The sequence below is a fragment of the Acidovorax sp. HMWF029 genome, assembly GCF_003060895.1.
In the GTDB taxonomy this organism is placed as follows: domain Bacteria; phylum Pseudomonadota; class Gammaproteobacteria; order Burkholderiales; family Burkholderiaceae_C; genus Acidovorax.
The window spans coordinates 1-23,155 of the sequence record NZ_QAIH01000151.1; the positions used below are offsets into that span (position 1 = coordinate 1).

24 protein-coding genes are annotated in these 23,155 nt (G+C 65.6%); 7 read left to right on the forward strand and 17 right to left on the reverse strand.

The genetic code is table 11. The annotated features are described in order from the left end of the window. The 3 genes from DBR12_RS10245 to DBR12_RS10255 form a co-directional block, all read left to right on the forward strand. Positions 1 to 1,174, forward strand: a 1,174-nt coding sequence (locus DBR12_RS10245) for an acyl-CoA dehydrogenase family protein (protein ID WP_108617145.1), incomplete at its 5' end; no start/stop codon positions are given. A 4-nt stretch (positions 1,175 to 1,178) separates the two neighbouring features. Then, positions 1,179 to 2,855, forward strand: a complete 1,677-nt coding sequence (locus DBR12_RS10250; RefSeq protein WP_108617146.1) for an AMP-binding protein — start codon at positions 1,179 to 1,181, stop codon at positions 2,853 to 2,855. A 2-nt stretch (positions 2,856 to 2,857) separates the two neighbouring features. Beyond that, complete coding sequence (locus DBR12_RS10255) at positions 2,858 to 3,256, forward strand: RidA family protein (protein WP_055400021.1); 399 nt, start codon at positions 2,858 to 2,860, stop codon at positions 3,254 to 3,256. On the opposite strand, the gene DBR12_RS10260 is transcribed toward DBR12_RS10255, so the two are convergent. Next, complete coding sequence (locus DBR12_RS10260) at positions 3,201 to 4,169, reverse strand: EamA family transporter (RefSeq protein WP_108617147.1); 969 nt, start codon at positions 4,167 to 4,169, stop codon at positions 3,201 to 3,203. The two genes, DBR12_RS10255 and DBR12_RS10260, sit on opposite strands and share 56 nt — an antisense overlap. 97 nt (positions 4,170 to 4,266) lie before the next feature. Here DBR12_RS10260 and DBR12_RS10265 point away from each other — a divergent pair, with 97 nt between their 5' ends. Further along, positions 4,267 to 4,725 (forward strand): Lrp/AsnC family transcriptional regulator, encoded by a 459-nt coding sequence (locus DBR12_RS10265; RefSeq protein WP_108617190.1) that lies wholly within the window; start codon positions 4,267 to 4,269, stop codon positions 4,723 to 4,725. Between the two features lie 173 nt (positions 4,726 to 4,898). Here DBR12_RS10265 and DBR12_RS10270 read toward each other — a convergent pair whose 3' ends face one another. The 6 genes from DBR12_RS10270 to DBR12_RS10295 are packed head-to-tail and all read right to left on the reverse strand — an operon-like array spanning position 4,899 to position 11,442. Next, positions 4,899 to 5,726, reverse strand: coding sequence for an aspartate dehydrogenase (locus DBR12_RS10270; protein WP_369861472.1), 828 nt, complete (start codon positions 5,724 to 5,726; stop codon positions 4,899 to 4,901). Beyond that, positions 5,723 to 6,331: a 3-hydroxyanthranilate 3,4-dioxygenase gene (locus DBR12_RS10275; protein WP_108617148.1), complete on the reverse strand. Its 609-nt coding sequence runs from the start codon at positions 6,329 to 6,331 to the stop codon at positions 5,723 to 5,725. The genes DBR12_RS10270 and DBR12_RS10275 overlap by 4 nt, the downstream gene beginning before the upstream one ends. Positions 6,332 to 6,339: 8 nt before the next feature. Then, complete coding sequence (locus DBR12_RS10280) at positions 6,340 to 7,767, reverse strand: FAD binding domain-containing protein (RefSeq protein WP_108617149.1); 1,428 nt, start codon at positions 7,765 to 7,767, stop codon at positions 6,340 to 6,342. Beyond that, the gene (locus DBR12_RS10285) at positions 7,764 to 8,267 is read right to left on the reverse strand and encodes a (2Fe-2S)-binding protein (protein ID WP_108617150.1); all 504 of its coding nucleotides are present in this window, start codon (positions 8,265 to 8,267) and stop codon (positions 7,764 to 7,766) included. The genes DBR12_RS10280 and DBR12_RS10285 overlap by 4 nt, the downstream gene beginning before the upstream one ends. A gap of 13 nt (positions 8,268 to 8,280) precedes the next feature. Continuing rightward, the gene (locus DBR12_RS10290; protein WP_108617151.1) at positions 8,281 to 9,261 is read right to left on the reverse strand and encodes a dihydrodipicolinate synthase family protein; all 981 of its coding nucleotides are present in this window, start codon (positions 9,259 to 9,261) and stop codon (positions 8,281 to 8,283) included. Positions 9,262 to 9,273: 12 nt separating this feature from the next. Further along, complete coding sequence (locus DBR12_RS10295) at positions 9,274 to 11,442, reverse strand: xanthine dehydrogenase family protein molybdopterin-binding subunit (protein ID WP_108617152.1); 2,169 nt, start codon at positions 11,440 to 11,442, stop codon at positions 9,274 to 9,276. Positions 11,443 to 11,524: 82 nt separating this feature from the next. On the opposite strand from DBR12_RS10295, the gene DBR12_RS10300 reads away from it, so the two are divergent. The 3 genes from DBR12_RS10300 to DBR12_RS10310 all read left to right on the forward strand — a co-directional run bounded on the left by DBR12_RS10300 (position 11,525) and on the right by DBR12_RS10310 (position 14,511). After that, a complete protein-coding gene (locus tag DBR12_RS10300) occupies positions 11,525 to 12,445 on the forward strand; it encodes a LysR family transcriptional regulator (RefSeq protein WP_158274989.1) in 921 nt (306 codons plus the stop codon). A 111-nt stretch (positions 12,446 to 12,556) separates the two neighbouring features. Continuing rightward, complete coding sequence (locus DBR12_RS10305; RefSeq protein WP_158274990.1) at positions 12,557 to 13,603, forward strand: tripartite tricarboxylate transporter substrate binding protein; 1,047 nt, start codon at positions 12,557 to 12,559, stop codon at positions 13,601 to 13,603. A gap of 41 nt (positions 13,604 to 13,644) precedes the next feature. Beyond that, positions 13,645 to 14,511: a VOC family protein gene (locus DBR12_RS10310; protein ID WP_108617155.1), complete on the forward strand. Its 867-nt coding sequence runs from the start codon at positions 13,645 to 13,647 to the stop codon at positions 14,509 to 14,511. 126 nt (positions 14,512 to 14,637) lie between these two features. Here DBR12_RS10310 and DBR12_RS10315 read toward each other — a convergent pair whose 3' ends face one another. The 10 genes from DBR12_RS10315 to DBR12_RS10360 form a co-directional block, all read right to left on the reverse strand. After that, entirely contained in the window at positions 14,638 to 15,180 is a 543-nt protein-coding gene (locus DBR12_RS10315; protein WP_108617156.1) for a phosphonate degradation HD-domain oxygenase, read from the reverse strand. Positions 15,181 to 15,197: 17 nt separating this feature from the next. Beyond that, positions 15,198 to 16,004 carry a phosphonate ABC transporter, permease protein PhnE gene (phnE, locus tag DBR12_RS10320; protein ID WP_108617157.1) on the reverse strand — a complete coding sequence of 269 codons (807 nt, stop codon included), beginning with the start codon at positions 16,002 to 16,004 and terminating at the stop codon, positions 15,198 to 15,200. Positions 16,005 to 16,037: 33 nt separating this feature from the next. After that, the gene (phnD, locus tag DBR12_RS10325) at positions 16,038 to 16,982 is read right to left on the reverse strand and encodes a phosphonate ABC transporter substrate-binding protein (RefSeq protein ID WP_108617158.1); all 945 of its coding nucleotides are present in this window, start codon (positions 16,980 to 16,982) and stop codon (positions 16,038 to 16,040) included. A gap of 40 nt (positions 16,983 to 17,022) precedes the next feature. Further along, a complete protein-coding gene (gene phnC, locus DBR12_RS10330; protein ID WP_108617159.1) occupies positions 17,023 to 17,883 on the reverse strand; it encodes a phosphonate ABC transporter ATP-binding protein in 861 nt (286 codons plus the stop codon). A gap of 122 nt (positions 17,884 to 18,005) precedes the next feature. Further along, the gene (locus tag DBR12_RS10335) at positions 18,006 to 19,160 is read right to left on the reverse strand and encodes an alpha-D-ribose 1-methylphosphonate 5-triphosphate diphosphatase (RefSeq protein WP_108617160.1); all 1,155 of its coding nucleotides are present in this window, start codon (positions 19,158 to 19,160) and stop codon (positions 18,006 to 18,008) included. Continuing rightward, a complete protein-coding gene (gene phnL, locus DBR12_RS10340; RefSeq protein ID WP_108617161.1) occupies positions 19,157 to 19,888 on the reverse strand; it encodes a phosphonate C-P lyase system protein PhnL in 732 nt (243 codons plus the stop codon). Before phnL ends, DBR12_RS10335 begins: the two co-directional genes overlap by 4 nt. Further along, on the reverse strand, positions 19,885 to 20,673 hold the full coding sequence (gene phnK, locus DBR12_RS10345) for a phosphonate C-P lyase system protein PhnK (RefSeq protein WP_108617162.1): 789 nt from the start codon (positions 20,671 to 20,673) through the stop codon (positions 19,885 to 19,887). The genes phnL and phnK overlap by 4 nt, the downstream gene beginning before the upstream one ends. Then, the gene (locus DBR12_RS10350) at positions 20,670 to 21,131 is read right to left on the reverse strand and encodes a GNAT family N-acetyltransferase (protein WP_108617163.1); all 462 of its coding nucleotides are present in this window, start codon (positions 21,129 to 21,131) and stop codon (positions 20,670 to 20,672) included. Before DBR12_RS10350 ends, phnK begins: the two co-directional genes overlap by 4 nt. Beyond that, on the reverse strand, positions 21,128 to 22,048 hold the full coding sequence (locus DBR12_RS10355; RefSeq protein ID WP_108617164.1) for an alpha-D-ribose 1-methylphosphonate 5-phosphate C-P-lyase PhnJ: 921 nt from the start codon (positions 22,046 to 22,048) through the stop codon (positions 21,128 to 21,130). Before DBR12_RS10355 ends, DBR12_RS10350 begins: the two co-directional genes overlap by 4 nt. Beyond that, a complete protein-coding gene (locus tag DBR12_RS10360) occupies positions 22,045 to 23,154 on the reverse strand; it encodes a carbon-phosphorus lyase complex subunit PhnI (RefSeq protein ID WP_108617165.1) in 1,110 nt (369 codons plus the stop codon). The genes DBR12_RS10355 and DBR12_RS10360 overlap by 4 nt, the downstream gene beginning before the upstream one ends. Between the last annotated feature and the right edge of the window lies 1 nt (position 23,155).

The window sequence follows — 23,155 nt, forward strand, 5'->3', positions numbered from 1 at the left end:
GCCCTCCACCGCGCACCTGGCCCTGCCCTTTTTTGATGACGCCCACCGCGCGCTGGCCGAGGGCCTGGTGCCCTGGGCGGCTGCGCAAGAGGTCGATGAAACCGACGACCGCGCCGCCTGCCGCAACTGGGTGCGCCGCCTGGGCGCAGGCGGCTGGCTGCGCTACTGCGTGCCTGCGGCCCACGGCGGCGCGCTGCCCGCGCTCGACTCGCGCGCGCTGGTGCTGCTGCGCGAGACGCTGGCCTACCACTCGCCGCTGGCGGACTTTGCATTTGCGATGCAGGGCCTGGGCAGCGGCGCCATCACGCTGGCAGGCAGCCCCGCACAGCAGGCGCACTACCTGCAGGGCGTGGCGCGCGGTGAGCTGATTGCGGCCTTTGCGCTCTCCGAGCCTGAGGCAGGCTCGGATGTGGGTGCTATGAAAACAATAGCTAAAAGTACTTACCCATCAGGCGGAAACGGCCAAAAAACCTCCTATTTCCTGACCGGAACCAAGACCTGGATCAGCAATGGTGGCATCGCAGACTTCTACTGCGTGTTCGCCAAGACCGACCCGGCGGGTGGAACGCGCGGCATCAGCGCCTTCATCGTGGATGCCAACACGCCGGGCCTCGACGCCTCGCGCCACATCCACGTAATGGCACCGCACCCACTGGCTACGCTGCAGTTCACCGATTGCAACGTGCCCGCCACGGCGCTGCTGGGCGAAGAAAACGGCGGCTTCAAGCTCGCGATGCGCACGCTCGACATCTTTCGCGCATCCGTCGCCGCCGCCGCCCTGGGCATGGCACGCCGCGCACTGGCCGAGGCCGTGCACCACGCCCGCCTGCGCCGCATGTTCGGCCAGACGCTCGCGGACTTTCAGCTCACCCAAGCCAAGATCGGCGAGATGGCCGCGCTGGTGGACAGCGCAGCGCTGCTCACCTACCGCGCTGCGTGGTTGCGTGACACAGGCCAGGCGCGCGTGACGGCCGAAGCGGCCATGGCAAAAATGACCGCCACCGAAAACGCCCAGCGTGTCATCGACATGGCGCTGCAGTTGCACGGCGGGCGCGGTGTGGAAGTGGGCAGCAAGGTCGAATCGCTGTACCGCGACATCCGCTCGCTGCGCATCTACGAAGGCGCGACCGAAGTGCAGCAGCTCATCATCGGCAAGGCCGCTTTGCAGGAGTGATCGCATGAAAGCCTCTTCCAATCCCTCCGCCCAACCCGACCACTTCGTGCACGACCGGCTGCCAGCGCCTGCGGCCTGGCCCACCCTGCGCTACGACCTGCCCGAGCTGCAGATCGCAACCCAAGCCAACCTGGTGCAGGCCTTGTTTGACCAGGCAGAGCGCGCGGGCCACATCGACCGCCCCCTGCTGCGCGGCCCGCTGCGCACGTACACCTACCGCGACGCCCGCACCGAGGCCGCACGCATTGCCGAGGTGCTGACGCAGGACCACGGCCTCGTGCCCGGCAACCGCGTGCTGCTGCGCGGCGGCAACACGGTGGAGATGGCGCTGGCCTGGCTGGGCACCGTCTATGCCGGTCTGATTGCGGTGGCGACCATGCCGCTGCTGCGGGCGGTGGAGCTGGGCAGCATCATCGACCGCGCCCAGCCCACGCTGGCGCTGTGCGATGGCCGCCTGCTGGCGGAGCTGCAGACGGCGCAGGCGCAGCACCCGGTGCTGACCACCATCGTGCCCTTCCACACCGCGCCCGATGCGGCCGACCTGCTGCAGCGCGCACAGGGCAAGCCCGGCACCACGCCGCCCTGCCCCACATCGGCGGACGACATCGCGCTGATGGCCTTCACCTCAGGCACCACAGGCGCCCCCAAGGCCGCCGTGCACACGCACCGCGATGTGCTGGCGGGCTGCGAGGCCTGGCCGCGCCATGTGCTGCGCGCCAAGCCCGACGACATCGTGGCGGGATCGCCGCCGCTGGCGTTCACCTTTGGCCTGGGCGGCTTGCTGGTGTTTCCAATGTGGGCCGGAGCCAGCGTGTACTTCCCCGACCAGCCCTACACGCCCGAAACCATGGTGCGGCTGATGCGCGAAGCGGGCGTGACCATCTGCTACACCGCGCCCACGTTCTACCGGCAGATGGCGCCCTTTGCCAGGCAGATCGGCCTGCCCCAACTGCGCACCAGCGTGAGCGCTGGCGAGGGCCTGCCCGATGCCACTCGCCAGTTGTGGAAGGAGGCAACGGGGCTCGACATGACGGACGGCATTGGCGCCACCGAAATGTTCCACATCTTCATCTCTTCGCCCGGCGGAGAAAGCAGGCGCGGCGCCATCGGCAAGGTGGTGCCCGGCTACACCGCCAAGGTGGTGGACGACGACGGCAACGAGGTACCGCGCGGCACGGTGGGCAAGCTCGCGGTGATCGGCCCCACGGGCTGCAAATACCTCGACGACCCGCGCCAGGCCAAGTACGTGAAGGACGGCTGGAACTACCCCGGCGATGCGTTCACGCAGGACGCGGACGGCTACTTCTTCTACCAGGCGCGCGACGACGACATGATCATCACCGCCGGCTACAACGTGGGCGGCCCCGAGGTGGAAGACGCGCTGCTGCGCCACCCCGCCGTGGCCGAATGCGGCGTGATCGGTGTGCCCGACGAGGAGCGCGGCATGGTGGTGAAGGCCATCTGCGTTTTGAAGCCTGGCCACACGGGCGATGCCGCCATGGTCAAGACCTTGCAGGACCATGTGAAAGCCACCATCGCCCCGTTCAAATACCCGCGCGTGGTGGAGTTTGTGGCGGCCCTGCCGCGCACCGAAACCGGCAAGCTGCAGCGCTTCAAGCTGCGCCAGGGTGCGGCTGCATCACCCTCCGCCGCATCACCCACTTCCACAAAAACAACATGACGATGAAAAACACCCTTTTGCAGCCCGAAGGCTGGGTCACCCCCAAGGGCTACGCCAACGGCGTGGCCGCACGCGGCACCATGGTCTTTACCGGCGGCCAGATCGGCTGGAACGCGCAGCAGCAGTTTGAGAGCGACGACTTCATCGACCAGACGAGGCAGACGCTGCTGAACGTGCGGGCGGTGCTGGAGGCTGGCGGCGCAGGCCCCGAGCATCTGGTGCGGCTGACCTGGTATGTGACCGACCGCAACGAATACAACAGCCGATTGAAGGAGCTGGGCGCGGTCTACCGTGAGGTGCTGGGCAAGAACTTTCCGGCCATGGCGTGTGTGCAGGTTGCGGGGCTCATGGAAGAGCGCGCGAAGATCGAGATTGAAGCAACCGCTGTAATCCCGGACTGAGCTTTTCCAGCCACCGCTGCAGCGCTTGCCCGTACAGAATGAACGCCAGCGCCGCCCCAATCAACGGCAGCGCGGCAAACACCCAGCCCGTGAGCAGCTCGCCCCCCAGCGCCACGCCCACCAGCAAAGCCACCGCAGGGTTCACGAACGAATAGCTGCCTGCCAGCGCTGCGGAGGTGTTCTGCAGCAGCCACAGATACGCGTTGAGCGCTATCAGCGTGCCAAACACCAGCAGGTACACCCATGCCGCCCACGACTTGGCAGTGACCTGGCCCAGGGCGCTCAAAGGCTCAAACCACAACGCCACCACCAGCCCCATGGCGCCCCCCGCAAACCACTGCGCGGCCGATGCCATTGCGGGCGCGGGTAGCGACAGCTTGCGCGACGCATACGAGCCCACGCTCCAGCACAGCGGAGCACCAAAGGCCAGCAGCGCACCGAGCCAGGTGGCTGAAAAATCGCTCTCCAGCGCCAGCAGCAGTGCGCCCACCACGCCCAGCGCCAGGCCGATCCAGCTGGTGAACGGCACGCGCTCGCCGCCCCAGCGCGACCACAAAGCCAACCACATGGGCATGGTGGTGACCACCGTGGCCATCAGGCCCGAGCCGATGCCGAGCTTTTGCGCAAAACCCATCAGATTCATGGCCAGAAACACCATGCAGCCACCCACCACCGCCGAGTTGCGCCATTGCACCCACGTGGGCAATGCATGGCCTTGCCACAGCGCAATCAGCAGCATCACCCCCCCTGCACACAGGAAGCGGATCGCATTCATCAGCAGTGGCGGCATGCTCTGCAGCGCAATACCAATGGCGAAATAGGTAGTGCCCCAGACGATGTAGACCAACAGCAGTGCCAGGGCCACCGCCCCTTTGCGCTGTGTGCGGGCTTGCGCATTGAAAATTGCCGGCATATTCTTCACCTGACCGAATAATTTATGGAAACCGCGAGGTTTTCGGAATTTTTACCAAAATTGAGCGGCTATGCAAGCAAATATTCAGACAGATGACATGGACGCCAGAATTATTTCGGCATTGGGCGCGGACGGCCGACGTTCGTACGCCGACGTGGGGGCTGAAGTCGGGCTGTCTACCGCCGCTGTGCACGAGCGCGTGAAGAAGCTGCTGGACAAGGGCGTGATCCGCCGGTTTTCGATCAGCGTGGACCCGGAGCGCGTGGGGCTGAACTTCACCGCGTTTGTGGCGATCCGCAACGATGGCGGCATCCACTGCCGCGATGTGGCGCCGCGCCTGCGCGCCATGCCCCAGGTGGAAGAACTGCACAGCGTGGCGGGCGAATACGACTTTCTGGCCAAGATCCGCACCACGCATGCCCGCGCGCTGGAAGACGTGATCTACGAGATCAAGGCCATCGCGGGCGTGGCCCGCACCACCAGCACCGTGGTGCTCAACACCGAGTTTGAAGACCGGCCACTGGACCTGAACTGGATGAACGACAAGGCTGGCTGAGACCAAGCCTTCTGGGGTTATTTGCGCCTTCACCCCTCTCGCGACTCGCTGCGCGAACCGGAAGGGGGGGGGCCCTGCGCGGCGGGGCAGCGCTTAATGTGAATTAACTTTCATGGTCCAGGGGGTCTCTGTCACCGACACCACGAAACAGAGAGCCACGGACACCTGATGTGTCAGATGGCGATGCCCGGCACGGCATTGCGCACTGCGCGCACCAAGCTGTAGACGGTCAGCGCCGAGGTCTTGGGGTTGGCCGCGAGCGGCAGGTTCTCCATCTGTAGCTCAAGCCGACCGAAGGCTCCGCGCGCGATGACGGTGTGCACATTGCGCACCACGCCCGGGTCTGCCACCAGCTCCACCTGGGTGCGGTCCAACCCCAGCCCGGCCAGCGACACCGTAGCGGCCACGTTGGCGTTCTTCGGAAACTGGGCAGCCGCCTGGCGCGCGCTACCGCGAAAGACCACCTGGGGCGCAGCCAACCGCGCCAGGTCGAATGCCAGCTCGGCCGGCGTGCCCGCCCAGCTCAGCGGTGGCTTGCGCCCTACGTAGACCACGTCGTCGAGCCCGCCGTAGTGCGCTGCAGCCAATGCGTCGATGGCGCCGATGGCACCGGACACCAGCTGCAGCCGTGTGCCGCCCTCACGGGTCGCCGCCTCGAGCCGTGCAAGCAGGCCTGTGTCATGCAAAGCACCTACCGAGGCCATGGCGCAGGGAACACCAGCCTGCAGCGCGGGCACCACATGGGCCAACACCGCTGCATGGCCTGCGCATTCAACCACGAGATCGGGGCGGTGTCCCGGCCCGAGATCCAGCGTGCTGGCTACGCGAACATCCGGTGCAAGCACCGCGCATGCCGCCTGAGCGACCGCAATGGAGGCCGGGGACACGATGACCTGCGCCAGGCGCACACGGTCATCGCCCACCAGCGCCTGCACCAGGGCCTGGCCGATGGCGCCAAAGCCGACCACAGCGAGCAGCAATGGTGCGTGCGGCAGCATCATGCCAACGCCGCCGTTTTTGGAAAGCGCTCGGCGCAGCGCGCGTGCCAGCTGCGCCAGTCACGGCCTGGGTGCACCTCGCCGCAATGCGCACAGGTGCGCTCGATGGGCGCGGAGTCGTAGAACGCGGTGTAGGCGCGCGGCAGGTCATCGACGATGCTTTGAAGCTGTAGCTCGCTGCGCACTACCAGGCTGCCACAGGCGGCGCAATACCACTCAAAGGCGTCGATCGAGCCCAGGGGCCGGCTGCGCTCAACCACCGTGCAAAGGCTGCCCGGCTCTGGGCGTTGTGGCGAATGGCGCACGTGAGCAGGTAGCAGGAAGATGTCTCCCTCGCGCAGATGCACGCGCTCGAATTGGCCACGGTCAGCGATCAGCAGCGAAGCGTTGCCCTTGAACTGATGGAAATACTCCTCATAGGGGTCGTCATGGAAGTCGGTGCGCTCGTTGGGCCCACCGACCACGGTGCAGACCAGGTCGGCGTTCTTCCAGATCTGCTGGTTACCCACAGGCGGCTTCAATTGCGCGCCGTGGGCATCGAGCCATTGCTGGAAGTTGAGGGGTTGGCTGTAGTGGTCGTAGGCCAGCTCGGCCGGTTGGTAGGGCATGGGGATACTCACTTTCGAAACAGGGAAAACCACCGCGCCAGCAGGCGCTGCAGCCTGTGCCACGGTGAAGGAGGAGGCAGGTGACCGGCAGGCACGCCCAGCACCCTGCCAAAACGCTCGAAGAACTCTTCGCTGAGCTTGCGCGAGCTGGCCTCGACCAGCCGGTTGCCGAACTGCGCCAAGCGCCCGCTGAGCTGCACCTGCACCCACCAGTGCAGCATCGTGCCGCCGTCGCCGGTGGGCTCGAAGCGCACACGCGCCGTTCCCTGGCCACAGCCCAGTGCGCCGGCCTGGCCCACGAAGACCATGGTCAGCGCATGCGGCGGCTGCAGGTCGCGCAGCGTGACATCGCTCTGGAAGCGCACCGACAGCGGTCCCAGGCCGACCTTGACCGTGGCCTCATACGCGGTGGGGCTGCGCTGCACCAGTGCTTCGCAGCCGGGAATACTGGCCTGCAGGTTCTGTGCATCGAGGATCGCCTGCCAGACCTGGGGCGGCGGCGCCGCCAGCAACTGGCGGCCACCGAAGCCATCTTTCGGCGTTGCTTCGGTGTCTGGTGGGGCTGGCACCGGCCCTACAGCCGATGGTTCCAGTGGCGCAGGGCGCGGCAGCGCCTCGCCCGTGAGGGCGGCCACGCAGCGCCGAACCAGTACACCTGCCAGGTGGCAGCGGTAGGCGCCCGAAGCATGCAGGTCGCCCAGCGCCTGCAGGCTCTCTGGAGCGATGGCGGACAAGGCAGGCAGGCCAAAGTGCCCGCAAAGAGCTTGCTCAGCCCCGGGCCAGCGCACGATGCCCATACCCAGCCCGGTCACAGCCACGCGCACCTGGCCCGCCCCGCTATGCGCCACGGCCAAGCCGACCAGCGCGAAGCGCGAGGCAGGCTGCTCAAACTTGAGGTAGTGCAGGCCCTGCAGCCGGGGAAAGCGCACGCCGACAATCAGCTCGCCTGCTTCCAGCGCCGTGGTGTACAGGCCCTGGAAATAGGCATCCGCCACGATCTCGCGCTGCGAGGTGACGATGGTGGCACCCGCTGCCAGGACGCCCGCCGGCCAGCAGGCCGCCGGGTCGTTGTGCGCGAGCGAGCCGCCGATGGTGCCCATGGCGCGCACCTGCGCATCGGCGATGCCACCGGCCAGGGCCGCCAAGCCGGGCACGAAGGTGCGCACGGTCTCGCTGGCAGCCACGCTGGCGTGCGTGGCCATGGCGCCGATCCAGAGCGCAGGCGCACCGTCCGGCCCGGTTTCCACGCGGATGTCGCACAAGCCCGGTACATCCTGCAAATCGACCAGCAACGACGGCTTGGCCATGCCCAGCTTCATCGCGGCCAGCAGCGACTGGCCGCCAGCCAGCCAGGCCTGGCCGCCATCCCCAGACGCAGGCATCAGCGCAAGCGCCTCGGCCAGCGAAGCGGGTCGATGGAAATCCAGTTTGTTCATGCCGGCTCCGTTCCGCGCATGGCGACCAGTCCCTCGCAAACCGCCTTCACGATGCCCTCGTAGCCCGTGCAGCGGCACAGGTTGCCACCCAGGGAATGGCGCACCCAGTGCGGGTCAATGGACTCCTCCGCGGCCTCGGGCTCATCGGCCAGGGCCACCGCGCGCATCAGAAAGCCCGGCGTGCAGAAGCCGCACTGCAGCGCATGGTGCCGGCTAAAGGCCTGCTGCATGGGGTGCAGCCGATCGGGTGCCGGGGCCAGGCCCTCGACGGTGCGCACGGCACGGCCCTGCACCTGCAGGGCCAGCACATTGCACGACTTCACAGCCCGGCCATCCACCTGCACCGTGCAGGCACCGCACTGGGCCGTGTCGCAGCCCTGGTGGGTACCGCGCAAGGCCAGAGGGCCCCGCAGGCAATCCACCAGCAAGGTGTTGGCTTCCACCTGCACGCTGCAGGCATGGCCATTGACCTGCAACTGGATCGGGATGCAGTGGCTCATACAGCGGCGCGCATCAGGCCAGGCGCAGGCCGCAACCCGCAAAGGCTTCACGCGTGGCGGCCAGTTCGGCCTCGGTCATGTTCAGCAGCGGCCGGCGCACCGGGCCGCCGTGCTGGCCCAGCAGTTCCTGCCAGGCCTTGCCGTGCGCCTGCGGCTTGCCGGCCGGCTTGCTTGCGCGGAACGCGGCGCGCACAGGCTCCAGGCTGTCGCGTACCTTCCGCGCTTGTTCATGCTGGCCGGCAAAGGCGAGGCGTGTGTACTCGTTCATGCGCTGGTCAACCTTGGTCTGCAGCAAGAAAGGCGGTGTCGAGCACAGGTAGAGCTTCCAGTTGAGCTCGATGATGTTCTCCAGCCAGTCCTCCTCGGAGGGGTTGCTCACCTGGATCTTGTGGCCAGCCAGTTCGGTCAGGCGCTTGTAGCGGGCGCGGTCGGCGCTGTACTTGATGGCCACGATGTTGGGCAAGTCGGCGATGCGGTTGCACAGCTCGGGGCTCATGGTGTAGCCGCAGTCCGGGTGATTCCACATGGCGATGCCGATATCGAGCTGCTCAGAGAGATAGCGGTAATACTCGTAGATCGTCTCTTCCGTGTCGGCGCCGAAGTGCAGCACCGGGCTGTGCACGATCACATAGTCGGCACCGGCCTGGGCCGAATAGCGCGCCAGGTCGAGCACCACGTCGAGGTTGGTGTCCGAGCACGAGGTGATGATTCCGCAGCGGCCGATGCCACCACGGTTGCCCGCGGCCTGTGCAGCCTCGACCGACAGAGTGATCAGGCGCTTGCGCTCCTCCACCGACATGGCGAAGAACTCGGCCTGCTTGCCCGCGATGAAAAGACCTCCGAGTTTGAGGTCGCGGATCCAGTGGTCCATATTCTGGCGCAGCGCCTTCTCGTCGATGCGCAGCGCCTCGTCGAAGGGGGTGAGGTTGGCCGCCCAGACCCCGACAAAATGTTCGCGGGCGTATTCCTTGGCTTCAGACTTCTTGTAGTCCATGGTGTTTTCCTTTCAAGATATGGGTTCGGTGCAGGGCATCCGGCCGCTCATCGCACGCCAGAACTGTTCGGCGGTGAGGGGAAACTGCAGCGGGTATTCGCCCAGCGGCGCCAGCGCATCGCGCGCCGCGTTCATCAACGCAGCCGGCACGCCGATGCAGCCGGCCTCGCCCACGCCTTTGGCTCCCAGCAGGTTGTGCGGACTGGGTATGAAAAAGCTCTCGATGTCGATGGCAGACGGCATGTCGTCGGCGCGTGGCGCTGCATAGTCCATGAGCGAGCCCGTCACGACTTGGCCTGCGCCGTCATAGACCAGGCGCTCCAGCATCGCCTGGCCCAGGCCCTGGGCCAGGCCACCGATCAGTTGGCCCTTGGCCAGCTCCGGGTGAACAATGTGGCCCGCATCATCGGCCCAGGTGATCTGCTCAATGGTCGGGCGGCCGGTGTCGCGGTCGACCGCCATGCGGGCAATCACGCAGCCGTAGCTCCAAGCCTCGCCCGCTGTGAAGCGACCCGAAGACGACAGCGGCAATGTCTCGCCCATCGCACGCCTGGCCAGCAGATCGCGGCAGGACTGCACGATGGCGCTGCCTGCGATCGCAGTGCTGCGGCTGGCCAGCGCGCCCACGCCGGGCGGACACAGCGCCGTGTCACCATACACCACGGTGATGTCCTGCTCATCCAGGCCCAGCGTCTGGGCAGCAATGCGCGCATAGGTAGTGCCATGGCCCTGGCCCTGCGCGGGTGATCCCGTGGCTACGGTCACGCGGCCGTCTGCGTGCCAATCCACGCGCGCCGACTCCCAGCCCACACCACAGGGCTCCACATAGAGCGCCAGCCCGATGCCAACCACCTCGCCATCGGCACGGCGCTGGCGCTGCCGCTCTCGCTGTTCTTCGTAGCCGAAGCGCTCGCAGGCCAGCTCCAGCGCACGCCGGTAGTCGCCGCTGTCGAACACCTCGCCGGTGGGCGTGGTGTAAGGCATGTCCGCCGCCTCCAGCAGGTTGCGCCGACGCAACTCCACGGGGTCGATGCCCGCTGCACGCGCGGCCTGCTCGACCAGTGTTTCCATCAGCAGCGCGGCCTCGGGCCGCCCCGCGCCGCGGTAGATCGTGACTGGCGCCGTGTGCGCCAAGCCGGCACGGCCCTGCACGTCGAGCCGCGCCACACGGTAGGGCCCGGGCAAGATGCGCGCAGTGTTGCGCAGCGGAACGACGGCCGAGAACGGTAGCCAGGCACCGAGCGTGAAATGCAGCACAGCCTGCAGCGCCGCAAAACGCCCTTGTGCCGTGACGGACAGCCGGCCTGCCAGGCGCGCGCCACGACCATGCATACCGGACGTGAACTCGTCCGAGCGCGTCGATGTCCAGCGCACCGATGCACCCAGCCGGCGCGCGGCCAGCGGGATGGCCAGATCCTCCGGGCACAACGAGGACTTAGCCCCGAATGCCCCGCCCACATTGCCGGTGATGATGCGCACGCGCGCTTCATCCCAGTCCAGCGCGGCAGCAATGTCAGCCTGTGCCCGGGACGGCGATTGCGTTCCCAGATGGACTGTGAGGCGGCCTGTTGCAGCATCGGCACCACCTTGCCCGTGCCAGTGCCAGTGCGCGAGCATGCCGCGCGGCTCCATCGTCAGGGCCAGCACGCGCGGCACCTCCAGCGCAGCGCTGGCTTCGCTGGCAACAACGTGGGTGCCCACGTCCTCAGCTTCGAAGTGGTGCTCCACCTCGGTCACGGGACTGGTGCCCTCAAAGTCCGGCACGGGAACCAGCGGCTCGATATCGATCTGCACATACGATGCAGCCTGCTGTGCCTGGGCCAGCGAACGGGCGAGCACCAGAACCACGGGCTGGCCGACATAGACCACCTCGCCGCGCGCCAGCGGCTCGATCAGCGGCACGCTGGCCAAGGGCAGCAACGGGTTGGGTGGAGGCATATGGACCGTGCGCCCTGCATCCTCCGGGCCCAGCAAGTTTGCGGCGGTAAGCACCGCCACGACACCCTCAGACTCTGCGGCAGCTTCAGTCGCGATGAAACGCAACCGGCCGTGCGCCAGCGGAGAGCGTACAAACACCGCATGCAGAACGCCCTCGACCACAACGTCGCCAGCGTACTGCCCACGGCCCGTGAGCAGGGCCGGGTCTTCGCGGCGAAGGGGTTGGAAAGCGCAGTTCAGCATGGGTCGGATTAGACCGATGCCCCCCTCGCCGGGCAATCGCATTATTTTGAAAGACTTTGAAGTTTGGCGACACAATCGCGCCATGGATCTCCTGGACAACCCCTCCAACCTGAGCCTGCGGCAGTTGCGAGCCTTCTGGCTCGTCGCGCATGAAGGCACCATGACCCGAGCGGCGGCACGCATGCACCTGACCATCTCGGCGCTGTCGATGCTTGTGCGCACGCTGGAGGAAGAACTCGGTGTGCGCCTGTTCGAGCGCACCACGCGCCGCATCGAGATGACTGAGGCTGGCCGCCAATTCTTGCCCACGGTGCGCGATGTGTTCTTCGCACTTGATTCGGGCCTGCAGACGCTGCAAGAAAGCAAGCGGCGCAAGAGCGAGCGGCTCTCGGTCGTGACCTCGCCGCTGCTAGCGGCCAGTCTGGTGCCCGAGGTCATCGCACGCTTTCGCGAGCAGTTCCCGAACGTCACGGTGACCCTGGTGGACGCGCCCGTGGACCAGGTCGTGGCGCATGTGCGCGAAGGCAAATCGGACTTCGGCATCTGCACGGCGGACCTGGCCTCCACTGACCTGCTCTCGCAGGTGCTCTACAAGGACACGCTGGTGCTGGCCTGCAGCCCAGACCACCCGCTGGCCGAGCGCCGCGAGGCCAGCTGGGGCGACCTTACGGACCAGAGCCTGATCCTGCTGACCTCGAACACCGGCCTGCGACGGCTGGCCGACCAGACCCTGGGCCAGCTCACGCTGCGGCTCAAGCCTGCGTTCGAGGTAGCCAACATCCAGACCGCTGTGGGCCTGGTAGCAGCCGGCCTCGGTGTCTCGGTGCTACCGGCCTATAGCCTGTCACGCGCCGATGGGCAGCGCGTGGTCTCGGTGCCGCTGACAGACCCGGTGGTGACACGCGAAATCGTCGCGCTGTGCACCCGCGCACGGCCATTTTCAATGGCCGCTGAAGCATTCTTGAAGCTGTTCACAAAATACGCGGACCAGACCACGATTTAGGCGGTTTATCGGTCGGTTTTGCTGGTGTTGCCTCTGTTCAGCACAGCAACGCACCAGTACAAAAGTATGGCGTTGCCCCCCTTTCGAACGCCTCACCAAGGAAACCGATCCATGAAAACCCTTTGCGGCCCCTGCCTGGTCACTCCTGCACACACCCCGCTTTCATCGCCATCACCGCTGTCCCGCCGCCAGGTGATGGCATGGAGCCTCGCCAGCACTGCTGCATGGCTGCACACAACGCCCGCCGTGGCAAACACCTGGCCCTCCAAGCCTGTAAAGATCACCACTGCGGCCTCGACCGGTAGCGGGCCCGATGTCTCGCTGCGACTGGTGGCCGAACAGCTTTCGCGCCGCTGGGGCCAGCCGGTCATCGTCGACAACAAGCCCGGTGGCAATGGCGTAGTGGCCTTCAATGCTACGCGCAGCGCCACCTCGGACGGCCATGAGCTGATCCACCTGGACAGCACCATGCTGACCTCCAATGTGCACCTGTACAGCCGCCTGCCCTACGATCCGCTGCGCGACTTTGCCCCGATCCGCCCGACGCTGCAAACCGACTTCTTCGTAGCCGTGGCGAAGGACAGCCCTTTCAAATCGATCGACGACATCGTGCAGGCCGCCCTCACTGCGCCAGACCGCGTCACCTATGGATCGTGGGGGCTGGGCAGTCCTGGGCACCTGGGCGCGCTGCGTCTCCTGGCCGCCACCAACACACGCATGACCCATGTGCCCTACAAGGAAATCCCGCAGCTGTTCGCTGCCGTGGCCACCGGCGAGGTGCAATGGGCGCTCGGCAGTATCGCCAGTGCCGGGCCCATGGAGAAGTCAGGCCGTATTCGCTTCGTGGGCGTGGCCGCGCCGCAACCCTCGCCCTTTGCGCCTGGAGTGCCCGGCATGGCGTCATCCGCACAGGCCAAGGCCTTCGTGGCCAATGCCTGGTTCGGCCTGTTCGCTCCTCGCAGCACACCCAAGCCCCTGCGCGAGAGGATTGCAACAGACATCACCGAGATACTGGACACGCCGGACCTGACCGACCGCTACCGCACGCTGGGCTACAACCGGCTGGATCAAAAGCCCGACGAATTCGGCGAGTACATCGCCCGGGAGACACAGCTATGGGGCCGCGTGATCGCAGAGGCCAAACTGAAGCTGGACTAGCACGCGCCGCTGGCACCACACAAGACGGAGGCGGAAAGAAGATGATTGCACTCAAGGACATCAGCTACGTGCGCCTGGGCACGCGTGACCTCGACGGCGCCTGCCGCTATGCCAGCGACATCCTGGGCTTGCGGGAAGGACAGCGCTACGGGCCACTGCGGCACGGCAGGGCGGTAGGCTTTCGCAGCGATGCGCGCGAGCAAACGCTGGTCTACTTCGAAGGTGACCCTGCGGACCACACCACCGGTTTCGAGGTGGCATCCATGGACGCGCTGCAGTCCGCAGCAGGCGAGCTCGAACGCTTGGGCCACGCAGTGCACGAGGGCAGCGCGGACGAGTGCGAGCAGCGTCGCGTGCGGGCCTTCATCGGCTTCAAAGACCCGAGCGGCAACGCCATCGAACTGGCGGTCTCGCCCTTCCACAGCGGTGTGCGCTTTTTCCCGACGCGGGATACAGGCAACACCGGTTTTTCGCATGTGGGGCTGCGCAGCACCAACCCGGCGCGCGACGAGAGCTTCTGGACCACGGTGCTCAACGCCAAGGTCAGCGACCGCATCGGCACAGCCCCCTTATTGCGCATCGACGAGGTGCATCACAAGATTGCGCTGTTCCCTTCGGGCTATGCGGGCGTTCAGCACATCAACCACCAGGTGGCGTCCATTGATGATCTGATGCGCGCCTGGTATTTGCTGCAGTCGCGAGGCGTGCGCGTGGTTTTCGGCCCAGGCAAGCACCCGACCTCGGGCGCAATGTTCCTCTACTTCGAGGGTCCGGACGGCATGGTCTACGAGTTTTCGAGCGGCGTACGCACAGTCACCGACCCGGATGCGCTGCCGCGCCAGTTCCCGTTCCACCCCACTTCGTTCTGCATGTGGGGCTCAGTGCCCGACATTGCGGAGTTCCGCTGACACGGGCCTACTTGCAACCACTAACGGCAGTGGCCTCGCCTTGCAATGTTAAAGCGCTCACTGCATATCGTCGCCTGGGTGTAGCAACGGACGCGCGTGCGCATGACGCACCGCTATATCCTTCGCTCAGCCCACAGCGACAACGCGCTCCATCAGCGCCAGGTAGTGCGGCAGCGGCGGCGTGGCCCTGCCGGGCACCTTGGCCAGGTCGTCGTAGCGGCGCAGGCGGATAGCTTCCTGTGCAAATGCCTGCTCAACGAATCTGGCGCATTCGACCAGGCCAAAAGCGCCCCCCTGCAACTCCAGGCTGTGCTGCGAAGCAGGCGACAGCGTCTCCAAATACCCTGGCTCCATGGTGCAAAGGTAGCGCTTGGCATCCACATGCAGGCGGATGGGCTCCAGCACCGCGGCGGGCAGCAGGCCGCGCAAGAACGGAATGGCGATGTATTGGTGCAGGTCGTCCTGCTCGGCTGTGTCGCCCCCTGGGGCCAACAGGTGCCCCAGGTCGTGCAGCAGCGCAGCGACAACGGTGGCTGGGGTTTCACCCGATTTTTCGGCCCACTGTGCGCACTGCAGCGCATGCTCCAGCTGGCTGACCGCCTCGCGGCCGTACTGGTTCACGCCCCGGGTAGCGAGCAAGTGGGTGATATCTTCAAGGCTCAAGGCCATGGGGAGCTCCTCAGAACTTAGACCAGGGACTTGCGGATGCGCGCCGATACCAGGTCGATGACACTCACGGTGACCACGATGATGAGCATGACTGCACAGGTCTCGGCGTATTGGAAGCCCCGGATGATTTCCCACAGCACCACCCCAATGCCCCCGGCGCCCACCATGCCCACCACAGAGGCCGATCGCACGTTGGCCTCAAAACGGTACAGCGTGTACGAGATCCACAGCGGCATGACCTGCGGAATCACGCCGTAGATGATTTCGTGCAGTGCACTCGCACCGGTGGAGCGGATGCCTTCCACGGGCTGCGGGTCAATCGCCTCCACCGCCTCGGAAAACAGCTTGGCCAGAGTGCCCGAGGTGTGGATCCACAGTGCCAAGACTCCCGCAAATGGACCCAGACCTACGGCCACCACGAACAGCATGGCGAACACCATTTCGTTGATGGCGCGGAACGCGTCGAGCACGCGGCGCACAGGCTGGTACACCCACCAGGGAACGATGTTGGACGAGGCCAGCAGCGCCAGCGGCACGGCGGTAACCACTGCCAGGGCTGTACCCCAGAGCGCGATCTGCAGCGTGACCAGCATCTCCTGCACATAGAGCTGCCACTGCGAGAAATTGGGCGGAAAGAACTCCGCAGCGTAACGGGCCATGTTGCCCGAATCGCTCAGCAGGTCAAGCGGGCGCATGTCGGCGCCCTTCCAGGATGCCGCCAGCAACACGAGCAGAATGCCCCAGGACAGGTACCAGACAAGGCTGCGTTTGGGCGCCGTGCTGCTGGCCAGCGTGGCCAGCGAGGGATTCAGAGCAGAAGACATGGGGACACCTGGGCTGCGATAAAAACGAGCGGCTTACTTCAGCGACGCCAATTGCTGGTCAATTTCTGCCAGGCGGGTCTTCTTGTCGGCATCAGCCAGCGTGGTGTCAGCTTCGATCCTGTTGCGCTTGCCAAACAGGTCGAGCTGACGGATGGGCATGAGCTGTGCGTTGGTCGATGGCTTGAAGCCCGAGAGCTTGGAGATCTTCATCACGATCTCTTTTTCGCGTGCATCGGTCTTGGCGTAGTTGTAGAAAAAGTCCTTGATCTTGGCTTTGGTGGCCTCAGGCATTTCCTTGTGCATAACCAAAGGGTCCAGCGCAATCAGCGGCGAGGTCCAGACGATCTTGATGTCCTTGAACTTCTCAGGCTGGCGTTCCTTGATCTTGTCGAGGTTTTCGCTGTTGTTGGTGGCTACATCCACCTGCTTGTTGGCCACGGCCAGGGCATTGGTCTCGTGGTTGGCGCTGCGCACGATCTTGAAATGCGTTTTCACATCGACCTTGTTCTGCGCAAAGGCGTAGTAGCCGGGCACCAGAAAGCCCGAGGTCGAGTTGGGATCACCATTGCCAAAGCTCAGCGATTTACCATTCTTGAGTACATCGTCAAGCGTGTTGTAAGGGCTGTCCTTGTGCACGATGAGGTGTGAGTAGTAGCCCTGGGTGCCATCGGCGTTGACCATCTGCGCGAACACCTCGCCATTGGCGCGGTCCACCGCCTCCATGGCCGACTTGTTGCCCAGCCAAGCCACCTGTACCTTGTTGAAGCGCATGCCTTCAATGATGCCGGCGTAGTCCGGCGCAAAGAAGGCGCGGATCTTGAAGCCCGTTTGCTTGGCCATGTCATCCAGCAGCGGCTGCCAGTCGGCTTTGAGGTTCTGCGTCGCCTCCGTGGAGATGATGCCGAAATTGATGTCCTGGGCGTAGGCACCAGAAAGACCCAGGCCCAGTGCGATAGCGGTAAACAGCTTCTTGAACATGTGGAAACTCCGAAATGGAAAACAATGAATCGCTGCCTGCTCAGGCAGCGCGAACCATGGCAGGTGCCCACTGAGGGGTTGGCGCAGCAACCGGCGCTGCCACCGGATGCAAAGGCATGGCGTCCGCCAGAATCTCGTCGGCGTGCACTCCATACAGGCCGCGCAGCAGTGCAGGAGTGAGTGCTGCCGAGGGGCCGTCGTACACCACCTGACCGTGGTGCAATGCGACCACACGCGGGCAGTATTTGATGGCCACATCCACCTGGTGCAGCGAAACAATGACGGTGCAACGGTCCTCGCGGTTGATGCGAGCCAGGATGTCCATGACCTTGCGCGAGGACTCCGGGTCGAGGGAGGCAATGGGTTCATCGGCCAGCACCACCTTGGCGCCCTGCACCAGCGTGCGCGCAATGGCCGCGCGCTGCTGCTGCCCGCCGGACAAGGTAGAGGCCCTTTGTGCATGGCACTCAGCAATGCCCACGCGGCCCAGGGCTTCGAGTGCCAGCGCGCGCTCGTGCGGCTTGAACATGCGCAGCCAGCCGCGCCAGCGGGGCGTGCGATGCAGCAGGCCCACCAGCACATTCATCAGCACCGGCAACCGGTCCACCAGATTGAATTGCTGGAACACAAAACCCACCTGCGAACGCACCTTGCGGATGTCGCTGTGGATGCGCCCACCCTGTTGCACGCAGCGGCCATCCACCTCGATCAGCGAATCGCTGGCTGCGTCCGCCACCACCAAGCCCGCCACGTGGCGCAGCAAGGTGGACTTGCCGGAGCCAGATGCTCCAATCAGCGCCACCATCTCACCGCTCTGCACGGTGAGGTTGATATCGCGCAGTGCGTGTTTGCCATTCGCGAAGTGCTTGTTCAGTTGATGGATGTGCAGTGCGGCAGTCATGGCAGCCTCCTGAGGGTTAAGTCGTCTAGACAACCGAAGTGTGGTTGTCACGCGTGACAGTGCTTTGACAGTTGAGAGAAGTTTGGATGTCAATCAGAGAGCAGTGAGCGATCTGCAGGCGTTTACAGCACACGATGACCTTCGCGCCAAACACCGCGCACCACGGCTTGGCGGCCGCCATCGGGCAGTTCGGCCATGTGCACCTGCACCAAGTCTGCACGCAGGCTCGGGGCCAGCGCCCCCCGATCCGCCATGCCCGCCGCCTTGGCGGGGTTGCGGGTGACGGTGGCCACCGCCTGTGGAAGCGGCAGGATGTCTTCCTGCACCAGACGCATCACCGCGCTGAGCAGGCTGCCGGGTACATAGTCGGACGAGAGGATGTCCAGCAGCCCCCGGCGCGCCAGATCGGATGCCGCCACATTGCCCGAGTGCGAACCACCGCGCACCACATTGGGCGCGCCCATCACTGTGAGCAGCCCGCGCTCGTGCGCGGCCCGAGCAGCCGCCAGCGTGGTGGGGAACTCCGACATCGCAGCCCCTTCGGCATGGGCCTGTTCCACATGCGCCACCGTGGTGTCGTCGTGGCTCGCCAGCGAGATGCCGTGCGTGCGGCAATACTGAACAAAGTACGCGCGGTGCGGCTCGGCGTACTGCGCCTGCAGCGTGGCGGCATGCGCCACCTGGCGCTCGAACTTCTCAGCACTCCAGCCCTTCTTGCCGGTGTAGTAGGTGCGCGCCTGCTCGATGTTCTCCCACTGGCGCTGGCCCGGGGTGTGGTCCATCAGCGAGATCAGCGACAAGCGTGGGTGGCCGTGGAACGGCTCGAACAGATCGATGGTGTTGGGCGCGGGCAGCTCACAGCGCACATGCAGGTGGTGGTCAGCACGCAGCAGGTTGCGCTCGGTGCAGGTGTCGATGGTGTCGAGCACGCGGTTCCAGGCGCTGCCGCGCAGACTGTCCACGTCGGCCTCGCCCACGCCCAGCGCGTCCAGCACCGTGGTGATGCCTGCGGCAGCAATCTCGGCGTCGTGCGCCAGCAATGCGGGCATCTCGGCCCACTGCACCTTGGGGCGCGGCATCAGGTGTCGCTCGAAGTTGTCGGTGTGAATTTCCACCAATCCGGGCAGCAGGTAGTCACCATCCAGGTCAATGCCCCGCAGGGCCGATGTGCCACCACCGTCCACCGACGCGATGCGCCCAGCATCCACATGCAGACTTCCCAACACCACTTCTCCCGGAAGCACCATGCGGGCGTTCTTGAACACGGTCGCGGTCATGCCGATGCTCCCCGAAAGTCGCCCACATTCACGCGGCGTGTGGCCACGGCGGCGCCCACCTGCGCGTCGTGAAAGATGCCCACCAGGGCTGCGCCGCGCGCCACGGCTTCGTGGATCATGGTGATCACGGTCTCGGTGTTGGCCGCGTCGAGCGATGCAGTGGGCTCGTCCAGCAACAGCAGCGGCTTGGGCTTGATCATGTTGCGGGCGATGTTGATGCGCTGCTGCTCACCGCCGGAGAACGTGGCGGGCGGCAGATGCCACAGCCGCTCGGGGATGCGCAGGCGGGTCAGCCACTGGCGGGCGGCCTCGCGCGCGGCCTCGATGCCCGCAGGGTCGTCGCCCGCGTCTTCGGCCAGCGGCTCAGCCACCACATCCAGGGCCGATACGCGCGGAATGACCCGCAGGAACTGACTCACATACCCCACGGTGTCACGCCGAAGCTGCACCAGCGTTCGCGGAGTGGCCTGGGTCACGTCCACCACGGCGCCGTCGACCGAGCGCACGGTGATGCTGCCCGCATTGGCGCGGTAGTTGGCGTAGATCATCTTGAGCAGCGTGCTTTTTCCCATGCCTGAGGGGCCGTCAAGCACCACACATTCACCGGGCTGGACGGCCAGATCCACCCGGGCGAGCACGGGCAGTTCGATGCCGCTCTGGTGGTGCAAGGTGAAGCGCTTGGCCACCCCTTGCATCTGAAGAATGGGCGCAATGGAAGGTGGGTTCATGGCTGCAGTACCGAAGAAACAAGAAGCTGGGTGTAGGGGTGTTGCGGGTCATCGAGCACCTGGTCGGTCAGGCCCGCTTCGACCACCCGGCCGCGCTGCATGACCACCATGCGGTGCGCCAGCAGACGCGCCACTGCCAGGTCGTGCGTGACCACAATGGCCGCAAGCTGCATCTGCCGCGTCAGCTGCCGCAGCAGGTCCAGGAGGCGCGCCTGCACCGATACATCGAGGCCGGAGGTCGGTTCATCCATGAAAACCAGGCGCGGCTGGGTGACCAGGTTGCGGGCAATCTGCAGACGCTGACGCATACCGCCCGAGAAGGTGCGCGGCGCATCGTCGATGCGCGCAGCGTCGATCTCCACGCGCTGCAGCCATTCCATGGCCGTGGCGCGCAAGCGACCGTAGTGGCGCTCGCCCAATCCCATCAGACGCTCGCCCACGTTGGCACCGGCAGATACATCCATGCGTAAGCCGTCGGCCGCGTTCTGGTGCACAAAGCCCCAGTCGGTGCGGGCCAGCAGGCGCTGCTGGGCTTCGGTCATGGCATAGATGTCCTGCAGCTCACCACTGCGCTGGCGGAACTGCACCGTGCCTTCGTCAGGGGCGCTGCGCGCTGCAATGGCATTGAGCAGCGTGGACTTGCCGGAGCCCGACTCGCCCACCACGGCCAGCACCTCGCCAGGCCACAGGTCAAAGGACGCGCCGTGCAGCGCCACGCGGTCGCCATAGCGCTTGCTGACATTGCGCACGCTCAGCAGCGGCGCGGTAGGTTCGGGGTGGTTCATGTGAGGGTCTCGACGACAAAGCTCAGGCCATGCTGCGCAAAGCCCAGGGATTCATAAAAGGCATGAGCGCCCGCACGGCGGGCGTTGGACGAGAGCGCGAGCTTGTAGCAACCGGCCTCGCGGGCCTGCTGCATCGCATGGGCCATCATCTGGCGGCCAATGCCACGGCCCTGCTGGTCCTGCGCCACCACCACGTCTTCCACGATGGCCGAGGGCGTGCCCCGGTGCGCCAGGTTGTGCATGACGAGCAGCGCATAGGTGCCCACCACGGCGCCGCGCTGCGCAGGGTCACAGGCCACCCACAGGCGGTAGCTGGGGTAGCGGGAAAACTGGGCCCACACGGCCTGCGCTTCTTCCAGGGTCAGCACATCTTCGGGGCTGTCTTCAATGGCGGCGTACAGCACCAGCACGCTCTCCAGGTCGGCACGCTGGGCTTCGCGAATGTGCACGGTGCTCATGCGGCGCCGCCTTCCACCATCGCAGGTTCGGCCTGCCGCGCCTGGCGCTCCTGGCAGTAGTCCGAGTCGGAACACACATGCATGCGCCCGCCCTGGTCGTCGGTGATGACCTCGTCCAGAAAACTATCGGTGGCTCCGCACAGCGCACACGCGGCGTCCCAACGCTGCACCTCAAACGGATGGTCCTCAAATCCCAGACTCTCTACCGATGTATAGGGCGGCACGGCGTAAATGCGCTTTTCTCGGCCCGCACCAAACAGCTGCAGTGCAGGGTTCATGTGCATCTTGGGGTTGTCGAACTTGGGGATGGGCGATGGCGCCATCACATACCGGCCGTTGACCAGCACTGGGTAGTCGTAAGTAGTGGCAATGTGGCCGTAGCGCGCGATGTCTTCATAGAGCTTGACGTGCATGAGCCCGTACTCGGCCAAGCCGTGCAGCGTGCGGGTCTCGGTCTCGCGCGGCTCCAGGCGTTGCATGGGCTCGGGCACCGGCACCTGGTAGACGATGACCTGGCCTTCGGCCAGCGGCGTCTCGGGGATTCGATGGCGCGTCTGGATCAGCGTGGCCTCTCTGGTGCGGGTGGTGGTGGCCACCGCCGTGGTGCGCTCAAAGAAGCGGCGAATGTTGACAGCGTTGACGGTGTCGTCCGAGCCCTGGTCGATGACCTTGAGGCAGTCCTGCGGGCCGATGATGGACGCTGTGACCTGGATGCCACCTGTGCCCCAGCCATAGGGCAGTGGCATCTCGCGCGAGCCGAACGGCACCTGGTAGCCGGGGATGGCCACGGCCTTGAGAATGGCGCGGCGGATCATGCGCTTGGTGCGCTCGTCCAGGTAGGCAAAGTTGAAGTGGCCGTCCACCGGCGCGGCGTCAGCGGGTAGGCCCATCACGGCGGATTCCATAGGTGCATTCATGTGGCGTCTCCCGGTTCTGCGGTGGTGGCTGGCGCTGTGGCGCGCATCTTGCGCACCAGCTCCAGCTCGGACTGAAAGTCCACGTAGTGCGGCAGCTTCAGGTGCTGCACGAAGCCCGATGCCTCCAGGCTGTCGCTGTGGCCCAGCACAAACTCCTGCATCTGCGCGGGAGACTCCACCGGCTCACCCAACTCATCGGCGCGCAGGGCACGATCCACCAGGCTCATGGCCATGGCCTTGCGCTCACTGTGGCCAAACGCCAGCCCGTAGCCGCGCGTGAACTGTGGTGGCTGGCTCTTGCTGCCTGCAAACTGGTTCACCATCTCGCACTCGGTGATCTCGATGTCGCCGATGTCGATGGCAAAGCCCAGCTCTTCGGGTTCGATCTCCACCGCCACCGTGCCCAGGCGCACTTCGCCCACGAAGGGGTGCGAGTGCGAATAGCCGCGCTGCGTGGAATACGCCATGGCAAGCAAAAAGCCCTCGTCCCCCCTCGCCAAGTTCTGCAACCGCGTAGCCCGGCTGGCCGGAAAACGCAGCGGCTCGCGGGTCAGGTCCATGGGCGCCGGGTCACCCGGGGGCACAGGGCGGGTTTCGATCAGCCCTTCCTGGTTGAGCAGGTCCACCACACGCGGTGTAGGGCTTGGCGGTGTTGCGGACGGCGCTGCGGCAGTGCTGGCCTGGTCCATCCCATAGCCCTCGGCCAGAAGTTTGAAGTCCAGCAGGCGCTGCGTGTAGTCGTAGGTCGGGCCCAGCACCTGGCCGCCCGGCAGGTCCTTGAACGTGGCGGAAATGCGCCGGTCCAGCGCCATGCGGCTGGTGTCCAGCGGGCAGGTGGTACCCAGGCGCGGCAGCGTAGCGCGGTAGGCACGCAGCAAAAAGATGGCTTCGACCAGATCGCCCGACGCCTGCTTGATGGCCAGGGCCGCGAGCTCAGGGTCGTAAACAGAGCCCTCCGTCATGACGCGATCTACCGCCAGCTTGAGCTGTTGGCGGATCTGCGCCACCGACAGTTCAGGCTGTGCGGTATCACCCCGGCGCTGGCGCGCCAGCAACTGGTAGCTGTTGAGAATGGCGGCTTCTCCGCCCTTGACGGCCACGTACATG

Bases quoted from the DNA above. Each gene is read 5' to 3' on its own strand.
- DBR12_RS10280 (WP_108617149.1), bottom strand. From the start codon at position 7,767: ATGAACAAACTGGATTTCCATCGACCCGCTTCGCTGGCCGAGGCGCTT.
- phnE (WP_108617157.1), bottom strand. From the start codon at position 16,004: ATGTCTTCTGCTCTGAATCCCTCGCTGGCCACGCTGGCCAGCAGCACG.
- DBR12_RS10300 (WP_158274989.1), top strand. From the start codon at position 11,525: ATGGATCTCCTGGACAACCCCTCCAACCTGAGCCTGCGGCAGTTGCGA.
- DBR12_RS10255 (WP_055400021.1), top strand. From the start codon at position 2,858: ATGAAAAACACCCTTTTGCAGCCCGAAGGCTGGGTCACCCCCAAGGGC.
- DBR12_RS10315 (WP_108617156.1), bottom strand. From the start codon at position 15,180: ATGGCCTTGAGCCTTGAAGATATCACCCACTTGCTCGCTACCCGGGGC.
- DBR12_RS10260 (WP_108617147.1), bottom strand. From the start codon at position 4,169: ATGCCGGCAATTTTCAATGCGCAAGCCCGCACACAGCGCAAAGGGGCG.
- DBR12_RS10265 (WP_108617190.1), top strand. From the start codon at position 4,267: ATGGACGCCAGAATTATTTCGGCATTGGGCGCGGACGGCCGACGTTCG.
- DBR12_RS10335 (WP_108617160.1), bottom strand. From the start codon at position 19,160: ATGACCGCGACCGTGTTCAAGAACGCCCGCATGGTGCTTCCGGGAGAA.
- DBR12_RS10250 (WP_108617146.1), top strand. From the start codon at position 1,179: ATGAAAGCCTCTTCCAATCCCTCCGCCCAACCCGACCACTTCGTGCAC.
- DBR12_RS10290 (WP_108617151.1), bottom strand. From the start codon at position 9,261: ATGGACTACAAGAAGTCTGAAGCCAAGGAATACGCCCGCGAACATTTT.
- DBR12_RS10355 (WP_108617164.1), bottom strand. From the start codon at position 22,048: ATGAATGCACCTATGGAATCCGCCGTGATGGGCCTACCCGCTGACGCC.
- DBR12_RS10275 (WP_108617148.1), bottom strand. From the start codon at position 6,331: ATGCCCTACCAACCGGCCGAGCTGGCCTACGACCACTACAGCCAACCC.
- phnK (WP_108617162.1), bottom strand. From the start codon at position 20,673: ATGAACCACCCCGAACCTACCGCGCCGCTGCTGAGCGTGCGCAATGTC.
- phnD (WP_108617158.1), bottom strand. From the start codon at position 16,982: ATGTTCAAGAAGCTGTTTACCGCTATCGCACTGGGCCTGGGTCTTTCT.
- DBR12_RS10310 (WP_108617155.1), top strand. From the start codon at position 13,645: ATGATTGCACTCAAGGACATCAGCTACGTGCGCCTGGGCACGCGTGAC.
- phnL (WP_108617161.1), bottom strand. From the start codon at position 19,888: ATGAACCCACCTTCCATTGCGCCCATTCTTCAGATGCAAGGGGTGGCC.
- DBR12_RS10305 (WP_158274990.1), top strand. From the start codon at position 12,557: ATGAAAACCCTTTGCGGCCCCTGCCTGGTCACTCCTGCACACACCCCG.
- DBR12_RS10270 (WP_369861472.1), bottom strand. From the start codon at position 5,726: ATGATGCTGCCGCACGCACCATTGCTGCTCGCTGTGGTCGGCTTTGGC.
- DBR12_RS10295 (WP_108617152.1), bottom strand. From the start codon at position 11,442: ATGCTGAACTGCGCTTTCCAACCCCTTCGCCGCGAAGACCCGGCCCTG.
- DBR12_RS10285 (WP_108617150.1), bottom strand. From the start codon at position 8,267: ATGAGCCACTGCATCCCGATCCAGTTGCAGGTCAATGGCCATGCCTGC.
- phnC (WP_108617159.1), bottom strand. From the start codon at position 17,883: ATGACTGCCGCACTGCACATCCATCAACTGAACAAGCACTTCGCGAAT.
- DBR12_RS10350 (WP_108617163.1), bottom strand. From the start codon at position 21,131: ATGAGCACCGTGCACATTCGCGAAGCCCAGCGTGCCGACCTGGAGAGC.
- DBR12_RS10360 (WP_108617165.1), bottom strand. From the start codon at position 23,154: ATGTACGTGGCCGTCAAGGGCGGAGAAGCCGCCATTCTCAACAGCTAC.